Annotated in this window: 16 protein-coding genes, 3 pseudogenes and 1 other annotated feature; of the genes and pseudogenes, 17 read left to right on the plus strand and 2 right to left on the minus strand. The window is 33.0% G+C overall.

The annotated features are described in order from the left end of the window. Nucleotides 1-44: 44 nt before the first annotated feature. The 11 genes and pseudogenes from RBB48_RS14755 to RBB48_RS14805 form a co-directional block, all read left to right on the plus strand. A pseudogene (locus RBB48_RS14755) lies at nt 45-161 on the plus strand (SseB family protein); the annotation flags it as partial. 91 nt (nt 162-252) lie between these two features. Then, nucleotides 253-909 (plus strand): hypothetical protein, encoded by a 657-nt coding sequence (locus RBB48_RS14760; RefSeq protein WP_097889502.1) that lies wholly within the window; start codon nt 253-255, stop codon nt 907-909. Between the two features lie 80 nt (nt 910-989). Then, on the plus strand, nt 990-1,475 hold the full coding sequence (locus RBB48_RS14765; RefSeq protein WP_141499179.1) for a deaminase domain-containing protein: 486 nt from the start codon (nt 990-992) through the stop codon (nt 1,473-1,475). A 27-nt stretch (nt 1,476-1,502) separates the two neighbouring features. Continuing rightward, the gene (locus RBB48_RS14770) at nt 1,503-1,859 is read left to right on the plus strand and encodes an Imm3 family immunity protein (RefSeq protein ID WP_098082497.1); all 357 of its coding nucleotides are present in this window, start codon (nt 1,503-1,505) and stop codon (nt 1,857-1,859) included. 411 nt (nt 1,860-2,270) lie between these two features. After that, nucleotides 2,271-2,585, plus strand: a pseudogene (locus RBB48_RS14775) (WXG100 family type VII secretion target); the annotation flags it as partial. Continuing rightward, complete coding sequence (locus RBB48_RS14780; RefSeq protein WP_306007835.1) at nt 2,559-2,981, plus strand: CdiA family toxin C-terminal domain-containing protein; 423 nt, start codon at nt 2,559-2,561, stop codon at nt 2,979-2,981. The pseudogene RBB48_RS14775 and the gene RBB48_RS14780, both read left to right, overlap by 27 nt. A gap of 95 nt (nt 2,982-3,076) precedes the next feature. Continuing rightward, nucleotides 3,077-3,466 (plus strand): hypothetical protein, encoded by a 390-nt coding sequence (locus RBB48_RS14785; RefSeq protein ID WP_306007806.1) that lies wholly within the window; start codon nt 3,077-3,079, stop codon nt 3,464-3,466. Between the two features lie 361 nt (nt 3,467-3,827). After that, a pseudogene (locus RBB48_RS14790) lies at nt 3,828-4,134 on the plus strand (polymorphic toxin type 15 domain-containing protein). A 29-nt stretch (nt 4,135-4,163) separates the two neighbouring features. Continuing rightward, nucleotides 4,164-4,520 (plus strand): hypothetical protein, encoded by a 357-nt coding sequence (locus tag RBB48_RS14795; RefSeq protein WP_098204519.1) that lies wholly within the window; start codon nt 4,164-4,166, stop codon nt 4,518-4,520. A gap of 99 nt (nt 4,521-4,619) precedes the next feature. After that, nucleotides 4,620-4,868, plus strand: a binding site (T-box leader). A 116-nt stretch (nt 4,869-4,984) separates the two neighbouring features. Further along, nucleotides 4,985-6,325, plus strand: a complete 1,341-nt coding sequence (locus RBB48_RS14800; RefSeq protein WP_087982573.1) for a sodium-dependent transporter — start codon at nt 4,985-4,987, stop codon at nt 6,323-6,325. Between the two features lie 37 nt (nt 6,326-6,362). Beyond that, nucleotides 6,363-7,277: an alpha/beta fold hydrolase gene (locus RBB48_RS14805; RefSeq protein ID WP_306007807.1), complete on the plus strand. Its 915-nt coding sequence runs from the start codon at nt 6,363-6,365 to the stop codon at nt 7,275-7,277. Between the two features lie 38 nt (nt 7,278-7,315). Here the strand turns inward: RBB48_RS14805 and RBB48_RS14810 are convergent, their stop codons facing one another. Together RBB48_RS14810 and RBB48_RS14815 are read right to left on the minus strand one after the other, a co-directional pair. Further along, nucleotides 7,316-7,891, minus strand: a complete 576-nt coding sequence (locus RBB48_RS14810; protein WP_306007808.1) for a nucleotidyltransferase family protein — start codon at nt 7,889-7,891, stop codon at nt 7,316-7,318. Between the two features lie 24 nt (nt 7,892-7,915). Beyond that, a complete protein-coding gene (locus tag RBB48_RS14815) occupies nt 7,916-8,713 on the minus strand; it encodes a lipid II flippase Amj family protein (RefSeq protein WP_087982567.1) in 798 nt (265 codons plus the stop codon). Between the two features lie 191 nt (nt 8,714-8,904). Between RBB48_RS14815 and RBB48_RS14820 the strand changes: the two genes are divergently transcribed. From RBB48_RS14820 to RBB48_RS14845, 6 genes are all read left to right on the plus strand, one after another. Beyond that, complete coding sequence (locus tag RBB48_RS14820; RefSeq protein ID WP_306007809.1) at nt 8,905-9,570, plus strand: HAD family hydrolase; 666 nt, start codon at nt 8,905-8,907, stop codon at nt 9,568-9,570. Between the two features lie 357 nt (nt 9,571-9,927). Further along, entirely contained in the window at nt 9,928-11,367 is a 1,440-nt protein-coding gene (locus RBB48_RS14825; protein WP_087982563.1) for a GntP family permease, read from the plus strand. A gap of 52 nt (nt 11,368-11,419) precedes the next feature. Continuing rightward, nucleotides 11,420-12,622, plus strand: coding sequence for an alcohol dehydrogenase EutG (eutG, locus tag RBB48_RS14830; protein ID WP_088063241.1), 1,203 nt, complete (start codon nt 11,420-11,422; stop codon nt 12,620-12,622). Between the two features lie 148 nt (nt 12,623-12,770). Continuing rightward, nucleotides 12,771-13,469 (plus strand): aspartate/glutamate racemase family protein, encoded by a 699-nt coding sequence (locus tag RBB48_RS14835; protein WP_098649408.1) that lies wholly within the window; start codon nt 12,771-12,773, stop codon nt 13,467-13,469. Nucleotides 13,470-13,556: 87 nt separating this feature from the next. Next, entirely contained in the window at nt 13,557-14,030 is a 474-nt protein-coding gene (locus RBB48_RS14840; protein WP_087982557.1) for an SAM-dependent methyltransferase, read from the plus strand. Beyond that, complete coding sequence (locus RBB48_RS14845) at nt 14,027-14,467, plus strand: GNAT family N-acetyltransferase (RefSeq protein WP_061679521.1); 441 nt, start codon at nt 14,027-14,029, stop codon at nt 14,465-14,467. The genes RBB48_RS14840 and RBB48_RS14845 overlap by 4 nt, the downstream gene beginning before the upstream one ends. Nucleotides 14,468-14,481 lie beyond the last annotated feature (14 nt).

The raw sequence follows: 14,481 nt of genomic DNA on the forward strand, positions 1-14,481 counted from the left end.
TTAAGTAAGGTGGCGAAATTATTTCACATAAAGAGTGAAGTTCAATGAGTTTACTAGAAATTTGTCCATTAGATGAGGTGTTAGTGGAAGCTTTATAGAATGAAGAAAAAAGATTTCGTTTTTATGAAATATTACAGAAATCAAATTTGCACGTTGTTGCAGATGACTGGAGACTTTTAGGAAGAATACTCAAGATTTAAGGATTGAGTTTAAAATATATGAATCTTAGGTAGTTTGAATTGGAGATGTAATATGAAAGCGAATAAAGCATTTGAGCGCGTATGTAATCTAATATCTGAAAAGTATTTAGATAATGGTTGGAAATATTCTAAGTCGGGTCATTGGATGAGTAAAAAAGATAAAAATTTCATTTATAAGGTATCCTTTTATACAAGTTGGAATAATATATCTGATAAAAATGTAGTATTTTATGGTGAATGCGCAATTCTTCCTTTAAAATCTAAAGATAAAATATTTCATATTAATACACGTCAGTACAATCTACCAAGCAATCAGTTATATTGGAACATAGCAAATGAGGAAGAGTGGGAGCGGACAGTTAACGAATTCATCAATTGGTTAAATAGTGTATTTATGCCAATTGTAGAAAGGTGCACGAATGATTTGAACAACTTTGTAAAAGAGGTTGTTGAAAGGGGTTTTTATCCTCAAAAGGGTTATATGGTAGATATTAATTTTATATTAAAGCACGGGTCACGTGAATTGGCAGAGGAAGCTATCAAAAGATACTATGACAGTTTGGAAGAGTCAATAAAAAAAGAATTTAAAGATAACTATGAAAGTATGGTGTATGGTAATGAAGCAGTTAGTGCATATGGTAATAACATGATGAGGAATTACACCAATTTTAGAACTATCATAGATAATAAAATACTTGTTACTTTATAGTACATCAAATGGTTTGACTTAGTAAGCGATAATTGGTAACCCAATTATCGCTTTTGGTTTTAAATAAGGGTACGGGAAAAGTGTATCCAACGAGACAAATAGATTCAGTAACAGAAGCACATATAATTGATAGAGTGAAAGAAATAAGAGGGAATTTAACAAGTAGGTATAAGAAATCTGGTAATTTTGCTGTTGCAGAAGTGGATGTCAGTGGGATAAGTAAATCTGAATTTTATGCTCAAAGTAGCATAAATGAACTCAAAGGAAATCTTGAGCATAAGGTGCCTGATATTTCTTTACAACCTGAAAATCCAATGTTTAAAGCTACAGAAGCAGTTGGTAAAGAGGGAGAGAGTTATTTAAGGAATACAGATACGGAGTATAAAATACTAAATGATATTGCTTCTAGGCTTGGAGAGAATACACAAGCTACTGGAAAAATTAAGTTATTTACAGAATTGGATATTTGCGACAGTTGCAGTAAAGTCATAGCAGAGTTTGCTACTAAATATAAAAATATTGAATTAGAAGTCATACACAACAATGGTAATAGAATTATTCCTTAAATTTAATTTTTTTGGAGGGGAAGACTGATGAAAGACTGGGAGTATAATGAATTATTTGATGCGATTCAGGAGACATATGAAGAGTTGTTAGATGAAGACAGGGGATATAGGTATGCTATAGCAAAACTAGCGGGTGAATTTGATAACTTAGGTAAGATAGAAGATGTTATTGTTGATACTGCTATTGGAGAAATTGCAATCGGCCATGAGAAAGTTTTTGTTGGGCGCATTGAAGGTATAACAAAGAGATTAAGCATGTTTAATCCACAAGAAGCAGGAGATGAATTAACTTTAGAAGAAATAAAAGACTTATCGAGAAGAATAAATAAAGTAATAGAAGGACTAAAAAATGTAGAGGTTGATTATAATCCTTCAGCAGAATAGTGATATTTATAAAGGATTGATTATATTAGCTGATTAAATAAGAGTAAAAAGCTCATGATAGTTGTATCATCATAGAGTACTGTATACAATGATAGAATAGAAAAAGAAGTACGAGCTTAGGCGAGATGACATTTTATTGGGCGACGAATATAAAACACATGGAATGTATATGAAATAAACGAACTCGTACAAACTCGTAAGTTTTAATGTAGTAGTTGTCATGACATGTAAAAGGTGTCATATTGTTACTATAAAACTTACAAATTTAATGTTACTTAAAAAACATATGAACTTAAAGCACTTGATTGTCTATGAAAGGCAACAAGTGCTTTTTTCGTCTTAGTATAGAAATAAGATATAATAAAAAAGTTAATATTTTGTTAGATTGAGAAAATAAAAAGTATCTACTAAAAAGCAGCTGTCGATGGCATAAAAACAGCCAGCCACAAAGTAACAGAAGGTGTAAACTTTGTAGCCTCGACAGCAAAAGGCTTTGCCGATAAAATCGGAAGTCTATGGAACAAAGGTGCCACAACCGTAAAAACAACCTTCTTGCAGGGGAATGAAAAGATCGAGCACGCAGTAAAAACATTACTGGTATACAAATGGATCCCAGGCGAGGGAAAAGGCTTCGCCATGGCTGGAGTAGGAAAGGTCTCAGGAGGAGGACAGTATTCTTTGAAAGAGGCTTATCAGTATATGGAGAGTAAGGTTGTTAAGGGTACGGTTGGAGCTAATAACTTTAAATTTGGAGATAATGCTAAAAATCATTTAAAAAATGTTGAGAATATAAGCACTAAGAAAGGAGTTAGTGGTGGACATAACATGGATGAATTTTACAATGCTTTGAAAAATCAGGGTGTTGATGTAGAAGACTTAATTATATCTAAAAAATCACATTCTTCAATTGAAGGGATTTATGAGATAGAATACAAAATACCTAGAAAAGATATGGCTGGAAATATTGCCGAACCTGTTTCATATAAAAATATTAAGGAGCCTAAAACAATATATGATCCAGCAATGATTAGTGATGATAAGATATATCAGTGGGGAAAAGAAGCAATGGAAAAGGGAACAATAAATGGTAGGCTTGTTGAAGGTACTGCTCAAATGAATTAAAGTTCAGAGGTTATTTAAATGATGCTGGGGAGATAACTAACTTTTTCCCAATTCTAGACTGATATTATAAGATACAATATTTATAGGAGGATAAAATGAATAGTAATTTTGAATTTATTGAAGATAAAGAGAAAAACGATGAATTGATGTCAATATATTTTAACTTTATAAACGGTAAGTACTTGGAAAGAGCTTTGAGTTTTTTTGTAAAAAAAGAGGGGTTTGGACAAGAAATAGTATTTGTTCATTTTCAGTCTGATTTAGATGAATTTGATATGTCACAGCTACCTACACCTTTAGATGATAAGCATGTGTTAGTTGAATTAGATTCTCCAGCTGTGGAGTCTGAACAACAAGTGTATTTGGACTTTGAAACTTTTTATAATTATTTGGAAGAACACGTGAAAAAAGAAGTGGAAAAAAATCCAGAAAGAAATGAATTAATGAATTTATTAGTACAAGTTAAGCGTAGCTTAAATTTGTAATATCTTATAGCCGTTTTACTAGATTCGAAGGGCAGAAAAAGAACTTTTTGAAGAACGCGTTTTTATTAGGATTTTATTATATTTCAATAAGGAAGATTGTCTGATATTGAATAAGTAAAGAGGAAGTTATAGATGAAGAAGACTCAACAAAAGAGACCTCATATTTGAGGTCTCTTTTGTTGAGTGTATTGAAAAAATCCCTAATTAAAAATTATCGTTAGATAACAACTATAAGCGTGCGGGTGAAGTGAGGAAGCTAGATAATGTTGCGCGAATTGATGAAATTGAAATAAACTTTAATTATAAAACTAAATTCGATTTAGAGAAATTTGCAAGACAGTTAAAGGATTAAGAAAAAGGTATGAATGAATTAACTGTATATGAGTACCAGAAAAATCGAGAGTATTTTATTGATAAAGGTAGAGCAATAGAAGGAAATGCAGCTCAACAAGCTGAAAGGGAAAACAATTAAGCAAAAAACAAAAGAATTTAGAAGAGAAGGGCTATCTAGAGAAGAAGCTGAAATAAATGCTAAAAAATGGATGAAGACACAAGCAGCTCTTCTTAATCCTGATCAAGTAGCTGGTGGAAATCATTTGAAAATTGGTGGCATGGCGGAAGGTATAGTAAAAATGCACCTGGTAAACCTGTTAATCCAAACTATTTAGAAGAATTTTAATGGAAAGGAGAATAATAGATGAGTAAAATGGCAATTAAAATAAGCTCTAATGGTTTATTTAGTAAATGTGTAGTACCATTAAGAAAGTACACCGGTTTAGGAATTACAGAGATAAAAAATAAAATTGAAAACAAAGATTTTTTTGCCGAAACAGATGCAAATGATATTGATGATATGGAAAATTTAAAGGAATTAGTTGATAACTTGTTGAAGTTAGGTGCGGAAGTGAAAATATTTGATAGCGATGAATACGGTGAGGGAATTTTCGATTACCAAGAAATTTCTTACGGCGAATTTATAAATAATATTGACCGGTTAAAAGAAATTATGGAAGAATTACAGGATTACGATGATGCTTTGTCTGACGAAGGATAATAAAAAGGTTTCTCAACAAATTTTAATATATCCCTTGACAGTTATAAATATAACCGATATAATTCATATTAATTTCAAAAGAAAATATATTCTAAATATTTAAATGTGTTGAATAGGAGTAGTAAGGTCGTGTATTTGTACAGAGAGCTATGGGTTGGTGTGACATAGTCAAATGACATCCTGAACTCGCCTAGGAGCAGTAAGGTGGAACGGAATCACATTCTTAGTAAATCTTAACGGTTAACCTTCGATATTAGGTTTGTAATCAAACGATTACTACTAAGGTGGATTCATAATGGAATCAATAAGGGTGGTACCGCGTTAAGTAAATGGCTTAGCGTCTCTTTATATAGAGACGTTGAGCCATTTTTTTATTTTATGGAAATAGAAATGGAGGGTTTATTCGGATTGGTTTATAAAATTTAATTATTTATATAAAGTAATTTATCTAGGAGGAAAATAAGATGAAACAGACGGAGCAATGGACTTCGAAATTAGGTTTTATAATGGCTGCAGCAGGATCAGCAATTGGACTTGGCGCAATATGGAAGTTTCCTTATATCGCTGGGAAGAGTGGGGGAGGGGCATTCTTTTTAATCTTTATATTATTTACTGTATTAATTGGATTACCACTACTTATAGCTGAATTTATGATTGGGCGCAGTACACAGAAACAAGCAGTTGGAGCATTTAAAAGTATCGCACCTAATACAGGATGGCACTGGATTGGACGCCTTGGCGTTGGAACATGTTTTATACTACTTTCGTTTTATAGTGTTGTAGGTGGATGGGTGTTAATTTATTTATTCAGAGGAATAACGGGACAACTTATTACTCCGGGACAAAATTATGGAGCGTTATTTACTGAAACAATTGGAAATCCCGCTTGGGCGATTATGGGACATTTCGCTTTTATGTTCATTACGATTTGGGTTGTATCAAAGGGTGTACAAAATGGAATTGAAAAAGCAAGTAAATATATGTTGCCAGCATTGTTTGTTTTATTTGTTGCTCTTATTATTCGTTCATTAACACTTGATAATGCAATACAAGGTGTGAAGTTTTTCTTACAACCAGATTTTTCAAAGATTACTTCAGAAAGTATTTTATTCGCGATGGGACAATCATTTTTTGCGATTAGTATCGGGATTTCGATTATGGTTACCTATAGCTCGTATTTAAATAAAAAAGAAAGTTTACCAAAATCAGCAGTTACAATTGTTGGATTGAATTTATTTGTTTCATTATTTGCAGGTCTTGCTATCTTTCCGGCCGTATTTTCATTAGGAATGGAGCCGACAGAAGGACCTGGATTACTATTTATCGTATTACCATCTGTATTTAGTCAAATTCCATTCGGTGGGTTGTTCTTAACAGTATTTCTTGCACTATTTACATTTGCAACATTAACATCGGCATTTTCTCTACTAGAGACAGTTGTTTCAGCATTAGCAAATGGTGAACAAGAAAAAAGAACGAAATTATCATGGATAATCGGTTTCGGCATTTTCTTAGTAGGTATACCATCCGCGTTATCATTTGGAGTATGGAGTGATATTACGATTTTCGGAAAGAATATTTTTGATGCAGTAGACTTCTTATCTAGTAATATACTAATGCCACTTGGTGCACTATTTATTAGTATTTTCGTTTCATTCAAAATGGAAAAGAAGGTACTAGAAGCAGAGTTTTTTGTAGGGGGAAATTATGGAAAGAAAGTATTTATTTGTTGGGCGTTTTTACTTCGATTTATAGCACCACTTGCAATAATCATCGTCTTTTTAAATGTAATAGGGATTATTTAAAATTAAATGTTATAATATTCAGTAAAAAAAGAAGGTGATGGTCATAAAAGCGAATTTGATAAAAGTAGGAAAATATATGAATATTAGAGGGGAAAAACTATACGTTGAAACGCATGGAAATCCTAAAAATAAACCAGTCCTATACTTGCATGGTGGACCAGGAGAAAGTTGCTATGATTTTTCATTTCATCAAGCGGAACGTTTAAAAGATTCTTTATATGTAATAATGATAGATCAAAGAGGTGTTTGTCGCTCAGAAGAAATTACTGAGGACGAAGCTTTTGGATTAAATGATTTGATTGAAGACTGTGAGGAACTAAAAAAAGTATTACAAATTGAGAAATGGTCTGTCATTGGACATTCTTTCGGTGGATATTTAGCATTGTTTTATGCGTCGATATATCCAAGTTCAATAGAGAAAATCATATTTGAAGCGCCAACTTTTGATTTTGCATTAACAAGTAGAGCTTTGTTACAAAAGACAGGGCATTTATTAAAAAAGTATGGAAAAGAAGAAGTAGCAGAAGAGTCTATCGCTTATTCATCTAGCAATGCTACTTCAGAAGAGTTGCTAGAAGCTTATATAAGACTAAGCAATGAATTAGAAGAAAATAGAATGGAGATTTACAATTATAAGGAAGATGTGACAGACGAGAGTTTGTATAGTGATGAAGAGTGGGAAGTATTTTCAAATCGCTCCAAAATTCATTTTGATAGATTAAAAATAGAAGGAGCAGTTCATACTTCATTATTACAAAAAATAAAAGATATACAAAATCCAATGTTATTAATTGTAGGAAAACATGATGCAGTAACGTGTGAAAAACAAATTGAAATATTTAATAAAGATGCTCAAAATGGGGATTGTATTGTATTCGAAGAGAGTGGTCATACACCGCATTATGAAGAAGCAGATCGATTTGCGGAAATAGTCATTCAGTTTTTGAAATAAAATAGAAAGGGAGCTTCGTATAATGAGAAGCTCCTTTTTTAGATTTTAGGATAAGTGATTGCAATGTTAGGCCATATGTTTTGCCATTTCTTTTTATTAACTCTAGTGTTGTACATATGTAATCGCTCTTTTGTTTCAAGAAAATGAGCTGTTGGCCTCACTTGTAAGGAAAGTACATCTTCAATACCGCATGGGGCCGTTAATATGACGTTGTTTAATTCATCAAGTGTAACTCCTAAAGCAGTTGCTGTTTCAGGAAATTTAGAAATAGCATCAACAGAAGAAGAATACGGTGGCATATTATTCACTACATGCATACGAGCTTGATTTTTTACCGACCAAGGTATAGAAGCATCCATATTTACCAGTGCTTTCTCTAGTGATTGCTCATATACCTCATCTGTATGTAATTGATCAAAATAAATGACATCAATATCTGGTGTAGCCGTTCGTATTTCGTAGTCATGTAAAGTATCCCAAATTTTAGAGCGAACAAATCCGGCGCAAATCCACCAATCTGGTAGCTCTAGTGATTTTGCCATTTGTAATATACCCATCATCCATTCGTCGTTTTCTATTAAGCGAATTATATCTTGCTCTGTTTTTATATTCATTGATAAATCTACCTTTCTAGTAAATTAATGCATCAGTTCAATAATCCATAAAATCCAGTAAGCACCTGGTACAAATAGTAGCTGTGCTAATAATGTACCGAGAAGTCTAGATATCATTAGCCAACCATACATTTTACTCATAGATTCAACGCCATTTTCTGATTGTAAAGCACGTTCTGTTAAAAGTGCAATACGTGGATCGAGTAACACTGTTAATAAAATAGTAGCGAAACCATTCACAAGTCCAGAAGCTGTACTTGCATTTGTTGCATAATCTGGATTTAAAAAAGAAGCGTAAAGGGCTGAAAGAACACCAGCTGTATAAATTGCAGTAGCAAACATGTTAATAAGCATAATACGTTTTGGAATACCACCAATACGTAGTCTATGAATCATTTCTAATTTTGGAAATCGTACATATTTTTTTGTATACTTTAATTTTTGAATGTTATTTGTTTTCATCATTCGAATGAAAGAACCGTCTGTTTCAAAGTTTCGAATGACATATCCAAATAGTTTTGTCAAAGTTGGGTACAGAATAATCGCAAGCAGTGTACCGACAGAGGCAGATAATAGAACGAGCCGTATAATATGCTCTAAATCAATAGAAGAATCTAGTTTTGCTTCATCGACAATCCCGCCAATTAAAAAGGCTTGTAGTAAGTTAGATGTTCTTGAAATAAGCAGTACCATCCCTACGACGGATAAGGCAACGACAATCTTTTTTAAACGAACACCGGCTAATCGAATACTATAAGAACTTGTTTCGACTGCGTGGATAATAATTGTGAAAGCCAGAATAAATATTAAGGTAATTGACATTTAGTTCACCAGTTTCTATTTAGTTAATTGTAACTTTTTTACTTTATCATATCTATTACATTTTGTAACTGAACGTATGTGACATAGAAGAAGAAATTTCCGAAAAGATAAATAATGGTAGTATAGTAAAAGGTAGGCATGAAAAAGCCTTCTATATAATATGTAAATTAAATAGGAGCGGGGGATTAAATTTGTACACAACATTTCTATTTGACCTAGATGGAACATTGACGGATCCGAAAGAAGGAATTATAAATTCAGTATTATATGCATTAAAAAAGGTTGGAATTGAAGAATTACATGTAAGCGAGTTAGATTCATTTATTGGTCCACCCATCCAGCAATCATTCATAGAGAGATACAATATGAATGAAGGAGAAGTAGAACGCGCTGTTTTTTATTTCAGAGAATATTTAAAGCAGCGTGGATTGTTAGAAAATAAGGTATACGATGGTATTCCAAATCTTTTAAAACAATTAAAAGATACCAGAAATCGTTTATTTATAGCAACTTCAAAACCTACTGTATTTGCAAAACAAGTACTAGATCATTTTCAATTAACGGTTTATTTTGAAGATATCATTGGAAGTAATTTAGATGGTACGAGAATAAAAAAAGAAGCAATCATTGCTCATATTTTACAAACAAATGAAGGCCTAAATAAAGAAGAAATTGTTATGATTGGAGATAGAAAGCACGATATAATCGGTGCGAATAATAATGAAATTGCTTCAATCGGCGTTTTATATGGTTATGGTAGTAAAACAGAATTGACTGAAGTTGGTGCAACTCATATAGTAAATGATGTAAAAGAACTACATCATTTTTGTGTAGACAATAGTTTGATAAAGCAGTAAATATAGAGACTAGCAATCCCTTTATAACGTATGACGATGAATTCGTTTATCCCGCGTTAACGGACAGTAAAACTCCCACCTCAAAATTCAGTTGGAGCAAAGAAGTTAGGTGGGGATCAACTGTCCGTAAACGTCCGATTGGTTCAACTAATAATCAGTGGGGGATGAACAAAACCCCCACTGATTAAAGTTTCACTTTATGTTTAAAGGGATTTTTCATATGTAATCGAATACTTATAATTAGACATTTTTAGCATGAAAAATTTGTATGAATAAGAGGAGGGATGTCAGAAATAAAAGATTAGTAGAAGTTTATCGACAAAAGTTTGAATTTTCAGTTTAAAAGGAGGGGTATGATTGGAGCTAGTTATTATATTATTAGCACTTAGTTTACTTATGTTTGTAGCATATAGAGGGTTTTCTGTTATTTTATTTGCACCGATATTTGCATTATTTGCCGTATTTTTGACAGAGCCTAGTTTTGTATTACCTTTCTTTTCGAATATCTTTATGGAGAAAATGGTAGGGTTTATTAAACTATATTTCCCTGTATTTTTACTTGGGGCAATATTTGGGAAAGTAGTAGAAATGTCAGGAATTGCAGACTCGATTGCAAAGACAATTATAGAGTTAGTTGGTGAAAAACGTACAATTTTAGCGATTGTATTAATGGGTGCTATTTTAACGTATAGTGGCGTTAGTGTGTACGTAGTAGTGTTTGCTGTATATCCGTTCGCAGCTAAGCTGTTTCGACAAGCGAATATTCCGAAGCGTTTAATCCCTGGAACGATTGTACTTGGAGCGGTCACGTTTACGATGGATGCGCTACCTGGATCACCACAAATTCAAAACGTAATACCTACAACATTTTTTAAAACGGACATTTATGCTGCACCGATACTGGGTATTGTAGGGGCAATTTTTGTACTGACGTTAGGATTACTATATTTAGAGAGTAGACGTAAGAAGGCGAAGGCGGCAGGAGAAGGGTATTTTGGTTTTAACGATGGGGATACTGAAATGGCAGCTTCTTTGCAAGTAGAACAAAAAGATATGCCGGTGCTTAAAAGCATTGAAATTACAAGAGTTCAGCAAGTGATTGCTTTTATACCACTTATTTTAGTAGGTGTAATGAATAAAGTTTTTACTATTATGATACCGAAGTGGTATCCAGATGGTTTTGATTTTTCTGAAATTGGTATGAAAGCATTTGGAAAAGTAGAATTAAGTGCAGTAGTTGGAATCTGGTCAGTAGAATTAGCACTTATTATAGGTATTGTAACAACGTTATTATTATATTGGAAACGAGTAGTAACAGGATTTCAAGCTGGATTGAATACAAGTATTGGTGGAGCGTTACTTGCAACGATGAATACAGGTGCTGAGTTTGGATTCGGTGGTGTCATCGCAGCACTTCCAGGTTTCGCGATTATGAGAGACGGCATTTCTGCCACATTCACGAATCCTCTAGTGAATGGAGCTGTAACGACGAATATTTTAGCTGGAATTACAGGCTCTGCATCAGGAGGAATGGGAATTGTTTTAAGTGCGATGGGAGATAAGTTTATTGCAGCGGCCAATCAATTTGATATTCCATTAGAAGTAATGCACCGTATCGTGTCAATGGCATCGGGAGGAATGGATACATTACCACATAACGGAGCTATTATTACTATTCTTACAGTAACAGGTTTAACACATAAACAGTCATATAAAGATATTTTTGCCATTACAGTTTTGAAAACGGTTGCCGTATTTTTAGTAATTGCATTCTATACTGCAACAGGAATTTATTAAGTCGATATTTTATAAACTAAAACATTAATTAAGGTAAGAAGGGGTGGAGTACTTGCAAGAAGTTGCTGAGTTTCGTATGCCGAAGTCCGTATTATATGGAAGAAATTCGCTTGAAAAGCTGGGGGAACAATCTAAGAAGTTGGGGAAAAGAGCGTTTATAGTTACGGATACAATTATGGAGAATTTAGGATATGTTGAGAGGTGTATACAACAATTAAATACGAAAGGTATTACTGTTAGTACATATAATAAAGTAAATGCTGAGCCTACAAATATACACGTGTTAGAAGCGTTAACACTTTGTAAAGAAGGAAAGTGTGATTTTATTATTGGTATTGGTGGTGGAAGTTGTATTGATGCAGCGAAAGCAGTTGCGGTGTTATATACAAATGGTGGAGAAGTGGAAGATTATGTCCAAAAAGATATGGAAATAGACAACGATCCGCTACCACTAATTGCAATCCCAACAACTTCTGGTACTGGATCGGAAGTAACAAGTGTAGCAGTAATTACGAATAAACGAACAGATGTAAAAATGATGATGAAGCATCCAAATTTCACACCGCAAGTAGCGATTATTGACCCAATATTAACGCGTTCGGTACCACCTCATATTACAGCAGCAACAGGGATAGATGCATTATGTCATGCAGTCGAAGCATATATTTCTAAAGTTTCACAATCACTTACCGATGTACTTGCACTTTCTGCTATTGAAAGTATTATGAAATATTTACGTATTGCATATGAGGATGGAGAGAATATGGAGGCAAGAGAAGCGATGATGATTGCTTCCTTACAAGCTGGAATCGCATTTTCCAATGCATCTGTTACGTTAGTTCATGGAATGTCAAGGCCGGTAGGAGCGTTATTTCATGTACCACATGGTATATCGAATGCAATACTATTACCTACAGTTTTACAATATACAAAAATTAGTGCAGTAAAAAGACTAGCGGATATTGGACGTTGTTTAAATAAAGATTTGTATTCCTATTGTGATGAAGAAGTAGCCGACTACACGCTGAGGGAAATAAAAAAACTTTGTTTTGATCTTCGTATTCCAAATTTAAAAGAATACGGAATTGGTGAAGTTGAATTTGAAACAGCTATTTCTAAAATGGCATCAGATGCAATTGAAAGTGGAAGTCCAGCAAATAATCCACGTGTGCCATCATATGATGAGATTAAACAGTTGTATCGAGAATGTTTTCATTATCAATATGAAGATTTTATAAAAACATCAAAAAAATAATTTCAGAATATTCTTATAAAATTTCCTTGGAAATAGTTAAAACAAGACTTTATATTATAAACGTAAAGTCTTGTTTTATTGTGTATAATATACATAATAAAATGTTGTGATTAGTTTTAAAAAAACAGTATAAGGTGGGTGTTGTGTAATGAAAACAATAGGTTTAATTGGTGGTATGAGTTGGGAATCAACTTCTGAATATTATCGAATCATAAATGAAGAAATAAAAGAGAGATTGGGAGGATTACATTCAGCAAAATGTATGATTAATAGTGTGGACTTTGAAGAGATTGAACGATTCCAGTCTAACGGAGATTGGAATGGAGCAGGAGAAATATTAGGAAATGCGGCATATTCGTTACAGAGGGGAGGAGCAGATTTTATAATTATTTGCACAAATACAATGCATAAAGTAGTTGAGAAAATAAAGGAGAATATTCATATTCCAGTCTTACATATCGCTGATGCAACTGCGAAAGAAATTAAAAGGAAAGATATTCAAAGGGTTGGTTTGCTTGGAACTAAATATACAATGGAGCAAGACTTTTATAAATTACGCATAGAAGAGAATCGTATAAAAGTAATGGTTCCATCAGAAAAGGATAGAGAAAAGATAAACGAAGTAATATATACAGAATTATGTTTAGGAAAGATAACATCTCAATCTAGAGAGTATTATAAAAGAGTTATAGAAGAGCTAGTACAAGAAGGGGCCCAAGGAATTATATTAGGTTGTACAGAAATAGGATTATTAATAAAGCAGGAAGACGTATCAGTTCCGATATTCGACACAACTTATATACATGCAGTTGAAGCAGTTAATTTCGCTTTACGAAATAGATCATAATTATATTATGTAACCTATTTCGTGTTTGTGGAAAACATTCTGAAAATACTTTATAATGTAAGTGGTTACATTTAAGGGGGAATGCGTATGTTTTCAGTTCAACCAATCGCATTTGTACATAATGAAAGAAAGGAAATAAAAGATGATGAGTGGGGAGAAGTAAGATCCTATATTACTTTAACTGAAATATATACTGAGGAAAGTATACAAGGGATTGAAGATTTTTCTCATATTGAAGTTGTTTTTTATTTTCATAAAGTAACTGATGAACAAATTCAATATTTTGCTAGACATCCTAGAAATAATAATGATTATCCTAAAGTAGGCATTTTTGCACAGCGCGGGAAAAATCGTCCGAATCGTATAGGAGCAACAATTGTAAAGGTGATCAAAAGAGAAGGTAAATCAATTATTGTTGAGGGGTTAGATGCTATTGATGGCACACCTATATTGGATATAAAGCCGATAATGAAAGAGTTTATGCCGAAAGAAGAAATTGTACAGCCTAAATGGGCAACGGATATAATGAGACAGTATTGGAAGGGGAATGGAGTAAAATGAGAATATATGAGGCAACAATTGCAGATTTAGATGGACTAGCATCAGTTTTTAATAACTATCGTATGTTTTATAGACAAGATTCCGATTTAGAAGGAGCAAAAGTATTTTTGCGAAATCGAATCGAGAGAAAAGAATCCGTTATTTTTGTGGCAGTTGAAGACGGCGAATATATTGGCTTCACACAATTATATCCATCATTTTCTTCCATTTCGATGAAAGAATTATGGATTTTAAATGATTTATTTGTACAAGCAACTAAGCGCGGAGCGGGAACAGGTAAAAAATTATTAGAAGCTGCTAAAGAATTTGCATTAGAAAATGGTGCAAAAGGTGTAAAATTACAAACGGAGATTGATAATTTATCAGCACAGCGATTATATGCTGAAAATGGTTATTTGAGAGATAATCGTTATTTCCATTATGAATTAACGTTTTAAAAAAATATAAGATT

The sequence above is a fragment of the Bacillus sp. MMSF_3353 genome (genome assembly GCF_030733445.1).
GTDB lineage: Bacteria > Bacillota > Bacilli > Bacillales > Bacillaceae_G > Bacillus_A > Bacillus_A wiedmannii.

What these genes read in the sequence shown, in the direction of transcription:
- RBB48_RS14760 (WP_097889502.1), top strand. Translation starts at nt 253, where the DNA reads ATGAAAGCGAATAAAGCATTTGAGCGCGTATGTAATCTAATATCTGAA.
- RBB48_RS14800 (WP_087982573.1), top strand. Translation starts at nt 4,985, where the DNA reads ATGAAACAGACGGAGCAATGGACTTCGAAATTAGGTTTTATAATGGCT.
- RBB48_RS14845 (WP_061679521.1), top strand. Translation starts at nt 14,027, where the DNA reads ATGAGAATATATGAGGCAACAATTGCAGATTTAGATGGACTAGCATCA.
- RBB48_RS14815 (WP_087982567.1), bottom strand. Translation starts at nt 8,713, where the DNA reads ATGTCAATTACCTTAATATTTATTCTGGCTTTCACAATTATTATCCAC.
- RBB48_RS14805 (WP_306007807.1), top strand. Translation starts at nt 6,363, where the DNA reads ATGGTCATAAAAGCGAATTTGATAAAAGTAGGAAAATATATGAATATT.
- RBB48_RS14795 (WP_098204519.1), top strand. Translation starts at nt 4,164, where the DNA reads ATGAGTAAAATGGCAATTAAAATAAGCTCTAATGGTTTATTTAGTAAA.
- RBB48_RS14840 (WP_087982557.1), top strand. Translation starts at nt 13,557, where the DNA reads ATGTTTTCAGTTCAACCAATCGCATTTGTACATAATGAAAGAAAGGAA.
- RBB48_RS14835 (WP_098649408.1), top strand. Translation starts at nt 12,771, where the DNA reads ATGAAAACAATAGGTTTAATTGGTGGTATGAGTTGGGAATCAACTTCT.
- RBB48_RS14780 (WP_306007835.1), top strand. Translation starts at nt 2,559, where the DNA reads ATGGAGAGTAAGGTTGTTAAGGGTACGGTTGGAGCTAATAACTTTAAA.
- RBB48_RS14810 (WP_306007808.1), bottom strand. Translation starts at nt 7,891, where the DNA reads ATGAATATAAAAACAGAGCAAGATATAATTCGCTTAATAGAAAACGAC.
- RBB48_RS14785 (WP_306007806.1), top strand. Translation starts at nt 3,077, where the DNA reads ATGAATAGTAATTTTGAATTTATTGAAGATAAAGAGAAAAACGATGAA.
- RBB48_RS14770 (WP_098082497.1), top strand. Translation starts at nt 1,503, where the DNA reads ATGAAAGACTGGGAGTATAATGAATTATTTGATGCGATTCAGGAGACA.